The 4314-nt window shown below is 27.1% G+C and carries 6 protein-coding genes; all 6 read right to left on the bottom strand.

Annotated elements, in window-relative coordinates:
* Window positions 1-755, bottom strand: a 755-nt coding sequence (locus Q1J76_RS02825) for a sugar ABC transporter substrate-binding protein (protein ID WP_300366479.1), incomplete at its 3' end; no start/stop codon positions are given.
* A gap of 197 nt (window positions 756-952) precedes the next feature.
* Window positions 953-2350 carry a phage tail protein gene (locus Q1J76_RS02830; protein WP_300366482.1) on the bottom strand — a complete coding sequence of 466 codons (1398 nt, stop codon included), beginning with the start codon at window positions 2348-2350 and terminating at the stop codon, window positions 953-955.
* A gap of 194 nt (window positions 2351-2544) precedes the next feature.
* Window positions 2545-2817 (bottom strand): hypothetical protein, encoded by a 273-nt coding sequence (locus Q1J76_RS02835; protein WP_300366485.1) that lies wholly within the window; start codon window positions 2815-2817, stop codon window positions 2545-2547.
* Window positions 2801-3358 carry a phage capsid protein gene (locus Q1J76_RS02840; RefSeq protein WP_300366488.1) on the bottom strand — a complete coding sequence of 186 codons (558 nt, stop codon included), beginning with the start codon at window positions 3356-3358 and terminating at the stop codon, window positions 2801-2803. The genes Q1J76_RS02835 and Q1J76_RS02840 overlap by 17 nt, the downstream gene beginning before the upstream one ends.
* 247 nt (window positions 3359-3605) lie before the next feature.
* Window positions 3606-3989 (bottom strand): hypothetical protein, encoded by a 384-nt coding sequence (locus Q1J76_RS02845; protein ID WP_300366491.1) that lies wholly within the window; start codon window positions 3987-3989, stop codon window positions 3606-3608.
* 69 nt (window positions 3990-4058) lie between these two features.
* The gene (locus Q1J76_RS02850) at window positions 4059-4223 is read right to left on the bottom strand and encodes a hypothetical protein (RefSeq protein ID WP_300366494.1); all 165 of its coding nucleotides are present in this window, start codon (window positions 4221-4223) and stop codon (window positions 4059-4061) included.
* Window positions 4224-4314: the final 91 nt, after the last annotated feature.

Raw genomic sequence — 4314 nt, forward strand, 5'->3', positions numbered from 1 at the left:
TTAATTTCAGGAGAACCATCAACTCCATATACTAATACCCCTGTTTTATTAGCAGCTTTTAAAGCAGCAACTACACCCAAAGCTATAGGATCATTTCCTCCAAAAAATACTTGAACATCTGGATTCGCCTGTAATATATTTTCTGCTATAGACAATGTAATTTCCAATTGACCTAAACCATCTTGTCTTGATACTAATTCAAATTTATTACTAACAGTTCCTAATCCATCATAAAAACCTTTAATTCTATCCAAAACTGATTTAGCAACAGCATGTTCTATAATAGCTAATTTACCACCTTCAGGCATACGCTTAGCCAAATCTTCACCGCATAAATATCCAGCCTGATAATTATCAGATATAACTATTGCATCTACTAAATCCGAATCATAAACGTCAGCATCAAAATTTACAATAGGAATTCCAGCAGCTTTTGCCGCATCTAATGCAGGTTTTACACCCTGCCAATCTACAGGATTCAAAAATAGCAATTCTATACCTTGTGCTATCATATCTTCAACTTGAGATATCTGTTTAGCCTGATCAAGCTGAGGATCCAACACTATTAAAGTGTCTCCATTTTTTTCTAATTCTGATTTTATAGATTCTGAAATTGTTAAAAAGAATGGATTATTCATTGTCATAGCAGTGTAACCAAATTTTCTACCACTGTTTTGTTCTGTTCCTCTATTACATGATACAACAAACATCAACATAGAAAATAGAATTGATAAAATTACTATTAGCTTTTTCATAGTTGAACTCCTTAAATATATAAATAATTAAACAATCTATAACAGTATATCAAAAAAAGTATAATAGTCAATTTCTTTAAGTAATTTATAACATTTTCTTAATATTATTTTTAATTATCATATATTATACAAATCTGTACCTTATTAAAACTTTAATAATAAAATATCAAGCTAATGCTTAAATTTATTGTTTTTTACTAAAATAAATCTTCTCTGTCTGTAAATGCTATTAAATAATTACTGTTCATATCATTAGACTGCTCTACAGCTTTAAAATTATTTAAAGATATTGAAAGCTCTTTAGGTTCTATTGCAGGAAATGAAGGACTTCCTCCAACATCTGTACTCACAAAAACAAAAGGATAATCTTTATTTTTGAATCTTGTATTTGATGATATAATAAATGACTGCCTGTTTCCATTTAAAACTCTGTTATAAAAAAGTTCTTTAGACTGAATATTAAAAACGGCATTGCCTGAAAAACTTAGTGTGAATTTTGAATTTGGAAAAGAATATCTCTTTGATGAAATATTAAATTTTTCTTCTTTAGTCCATTCAAAAGATAAAGAAATATCACTTACAGAAGAAGCTTCAGTACCATTTATAAAAAGTTTAGTCGGATACTTAGAAGTCTGTGCCATTACAGCATCTCTCTCTTCTACTCTCTCCTCATAAAGTATAGAATCTTTATCTATTGAAATCTCCTCTAAAGCCCATAGAGAAGAACTAATTTCCGTCATAGCTTTATTAGCAAAATTAAAATTAATTGATTTACTTTCGCAGCCTATATACTGATTTCCGTCCATGTTTTTTGAACTGTCATATAATGCTATATTATAATATTGTGCCTCTCCAAATCTCGGATATATTATGCTTTGATATTTAGGATATTTCTTTTTTGCCTCATCATCAAATATACCGCTTTCTATTAATCCTACTCTTTTGAAACTAAGCAGGTATTCGGTTTTATTATTTTCTGTATTATACTCTTTTAATCCATTTATCAAATTAGTAAAATTAACTTCATCATCTTCATTTCCTGTAATTAAAAATGCTTTTACATTTTTTATTTTATTTAAAGATTCAATTAAATCTTTCTGCTTCATATCAGCATAAATATCAATGAAATTACTATTATATCCATTTTCTTCTTCAATAATAATTTCAAGCATATTGATACTTTCATCTTCTGTAGATTTATTAAACCTTATTGCAAAATTATTAAAAGAGTTAATGCAAAGTAAATTACCAGTAATTTCTTTAGTATAAACATTAGCCCATATTAAACTAGCATAATATGCATTTGAATTTGGAAAAGCTCCATAAGAAATATCTCCTGCATAAGTTGTTGCACCTGCATAACTTTCTGAAGAAGGAGATCCTACATACTCTTTACTTATTGATTCTGTAGTAGGAGTAAGTCCAACTTGCGAAGGATATATTAAATATTTTCCTTTTACATCATTAGAAGAAAAATTAATTTTTTCATCTCTCTTTTTTGTTTTTGCTATTCTAACTTTATAACTAGAACCGCTTACAACTTTTAAGCCGTCCTCATCATTCATTAAATTACCTTTCAAATCAAAAATGCTCATTATTTTGCCTCTATATAAATACATAATTTAAAAACTATATTTTTTATTTATATCAACTTTTTTGACAAGTTCCTAAATAATTTATGCTATGCAATTATTAAAATAAAAAAACTATAATTTTATTTTTTACTATTATAACCCCACCCACCCACCCCTAAAATTTTATTCACTGCGTTCTGATAATATTTTAACAATCACATACTTTCTAAAACTATATTCTTCGAAACATCTCTATTATCAACCGTTATGCTTCCTTCTTTTGTGCTATAGCCTTCAATACTCACTTGATAATTTATAATTTCTCCTTTCTTGTAAGCTCCGAAATATTTTTCTTCACCGTTCATTGTTATTTTTGCATTTGAAGGAGAAGAAGTAATTTTTATTTTATAAAGTTTATCTCTGTTTAATACATAATCATAAACTTTTTTATGAAATGAATTGTTTATTAAATTAGTAAAGAACTTCATTTAAATAACTCCCTGTCATGATCCTAAAATTAATATTAAGAAAAAAACTTACACCCCTTATAGATGAAAAATCATTCAATTGCCTTTTATTATTTTCGCTGTCAAAAGATGGAGATTCCCATTTAAGAACAGGAGATAAAACTATACGCTCGCCCTCATCATTGAGCTTTGATATCCAATAACGCGAAGCCTGATTTAATGCTAAAGGCAGCATAGTATAAGCAAGAAAAGATTCTCCAGCCTTAAGCTCTTTATAAACATGTGCCTTTAAACATATATCATCAGCAAAACCTGCAGAATCCCCAATATATGAATTGCTTCCTCTGCTCTCACCGTCTGATATAGTAGCCCAAAGAAATGATTTACTCATAGACTTTAAAGCACCTAAACTAAAACATTCTATATTTAATTTATCATCTAAAAGTTTATTTAATTGATTATCTCCTTGAACTTTATTGCCTGAAAAATCTATATACTCATCAGCCATAAAGTTCATGAAATTATCCAAAATATATATAACACTATTTTTGAAATGTATCATATCATAACCTTTTTAATTTTTATTTTTGAGATGTACATAACAGACTTATTGAAAAATTAAATAAAAAATAATTATCATTTTTTATATTTGATAAATCTATTATCAATTTTTTTTTCGCACAAAAAAGTTGTAAAAAACGCAAATAATATAGCCTTATATTCTACAATATATAAAAGACATAAAATTGACAAACTTAAAAATTCTCAGTATATTTTTTAATTAAATAATTTTTCAATAGTCATAATTATTAAGGCTTTTTTATATTGCCTTCCAAACGAACACTCTCATAACTATTCTCATCAACTACAATACTTGACAAATCTTTCATGGCAAGCTCTTTCAAACGAAGACTCTCTATTCGTATAAAATCTATCAAGTCGCTGTTGGATACAAAATTAACAGTTAAAAGTCTAGCTGCCTCATAGCATATATAATTTTTTATAGATATGAATGGAAGTCTGTTTTCTTTCGTAGGTTCTGTATAATTCATATTCAAAATCATTCTTCTAAATTGAATGGTATAATTTTTAAGAAGTTGCTTTAAAAACTCCAAATCTATATCATCATAGTTGAACATTTTAAATATGCTTTTAAAATAATCTATATCAGGCTCATAAATATATTCCTGCATATTAATTTCCTTTTTTACTGCCTCAAAATATAATTGAATATAATTTACTACAGCATATAAAAAAATAAATTAAGCCTCAAGCTCTTTAATTTTCTCTTTTAATTTTCTGTTTTCTTCTTTAAGATAATTTATAACATCATTAGGTTTCATCTTCTCTCTTATAAGTTCCTCTGCTTCCTCTTTACTTACTATTATAAAAGAATCGCTTAAAGATATATTTAAATTACTTTCCACTATCACCTTGCATCTTCTCTCATGCACATCTCTAAAAAAATATCCAACTCTAGCAACTACATAATCATTTTTTTTATTTCTTTATTTGTAA

Source organism: Brachyspira sp. (assembly GCF_029258575.1).
Taxonomy (GTDB): domain Bacteria; phylum Spirochaetota; class Brachyspiria; order Brachyspirales; family Brachyspiraceae; genus Brachyspira.

Coding starts and splice junctions, on each gene's coding strand:
- Q1J76_RS02840 (WP_300366488.1), bottom strand. CDS start 3,358: ATGATACATTTCAAAAATAGTGTTATATATATTTTGGATAATTTCATG.
- Q1J76_RS02835 (WP_300366485.1), bottom strand. CDS start 2,817: ATGAAGTTCTTTACTAATTTAATAAACAATTCATTTCATAAAAAAGTT.
- Q1J76_RS02845 (WP_300366491.1), bottom strand. CDS start 3,989: ATGCAGGAATATATTTATGAGCCTGATATAGATTATTTTAAAAGCATA.
- Q1J76_RS02830 (WP_300366482.1), bottom strand. CDS start 2,350: ATGAGCATTTTTGATTTGAAAGGTAATTTAATGAATGATGAGGACGGC.